Annotated in this window: 1 protein-coding gene; it reads left to right on the top strand. The window is 62.3% G+C overall.

All coding sequences use genetic code 11. The annotated features are described in order from the left end of the window. Positions 1–234: 234 nt before the first annotated feature. Positions 235–1616 (top strand): KUP/HAK/KT family potassium transporter (locus NKJ18_RS32895; protein ID WP_352761603.1); only part of this gene is annotated, 1382 nt, incomplete at its 3' end.

Below are 1616 nucleotides of genomic sequence, written 5' to 3' on the forward strand. Positions count from 1 at the left end.
ATCGGGCTCGCCCGCTCGGCGGCCGATGCGACGGAGTATTTCCAGATCCCGACCGGACGTGTGGTCGAGATCGGCACGCAGGTGGCGATCTGAGGTTTCCGGCAGCCTTTGACGCCACGCACCGGTCATTGCGGGGCAAGCCCTGCGCTGGGAACATGGTAGCCCTACCGTCACGGCACTTGATATTGCATCGCAGCAAGCGTAGAGCACCGCGCGCTTATCGGAGTGTCGTCCATGGCCCTTACCAATGCTGGTATTGAGGCAGAACCCGTCGAACAATCGAGCCATCCCGAAATCGAACAGCACAGCACCAAAGTCCTGATGCTGGGCGCGCTCGGTGTGGTCTATGGCGACATCGGCACCAGCCCGATCTACGCCTTCCGGGAAGCGCTTGTTGCGTCCTCCGGCGGCGAAATCGCCGAGCGCGGCGATATTCTGGGCGTGCTGTCGCTGATCATCTGGTCGTTGACGATTATCGTCACCATCAAATACATCATGTTCGTGCTCAGAGCCGACAACCGAGGCGAGGGCGGCGTGCTGTCGCTGATGGCGCTGGCGCGCGGCAGTTTCCCGACCCGCTCGGCGATCATCCTGGCCATCGGTATTGTCGGCGCGTCATTGTTCTTCGGTGACGCCGTCATCACGCCGGCAATCTCGGTGCTTTCGGCGGTTGAAGGCATGAATGTCGTTACCCCGACCTTCCAGCCCTACGTCGTGCCGCTGACGCTGGTCATCCTGGCGATCCTGTTTTCGGTGCAGCGCTTCGGGACCGGCGGTGTGGCGCTGATCTTTGGCCCGATCACGGCGGTCTGGTTCCTGGCTATCGGTCTTTCGGGCTTGAACCACATCATCGCCGATCCCGAAATCCTGTGGGCGGTCAGCCCGCACTACATCGTCGCCTTCCTGATCAATTCGCCCGATGTCGCCTTCGTCACCATCGGCGCCATCTTCCTCGCCGTCACCGGCGCCGAAGCGCTTTATGCCGATCTCGGCCATTTCGGCCGCAAGCCCATCGTGCTCGCCTGGCTGGCCATCGTGTTTCCCTGCCTGCTGCTAAACTATGCCGGGCAGGGCGCTTTCGTGCTGGCGAAGAACGGTCACGTCGGCCATCCATTCTTCGAGATGAACGAAGGCTGGACGCTGATCCCGATGGTGGTGTTGGCAACCGCGGCGACGGTCATCGCCAGCCAGGCGGTCATATCGGGCGCCTTCTCGCTGACCAGGCAGGCGGTGCAGCTCAATATGCTGCCGCGCCTCGAAATCCTGCACACGTCGGAACGGCAGTCGGGCCAGATCTACATGCCGCGCGTCAATGTTTTGCTGGCGTTGGCGGTGATGTTGCTGGTCGTCGGTTTCGGCGAATCGAGCAAGCTCGCCTCTGCCTATGGCATCTCGGTGACCGGCAACATGTTGGTGACGACGGTGCTGCTGTTCGTCGTCATGACCCGCATCTGGAAATGGCGGCTGTGGGTGGCCGTCGCCATGACGGCGCTGTTCGGCTTCATCGACATCGGCTTCTTCGCCTCCAACATCGTGAAGGTGTTCGAGGGCGGCTGGGCGTCGCTTGCGGTGGCCTTCACCATCGTTCTGGCGATGTGGACCTGGGTGCGCGGCAG

The organism is Mesorhizobium sp. M0217 (assembly GCF_040321955.1).
Classification (GTDB): Bacteria; Pseudomonadota; Alphaproteobacteria; order Rhizobiales; family Rhizobiaceae; genus Mesorhizobium.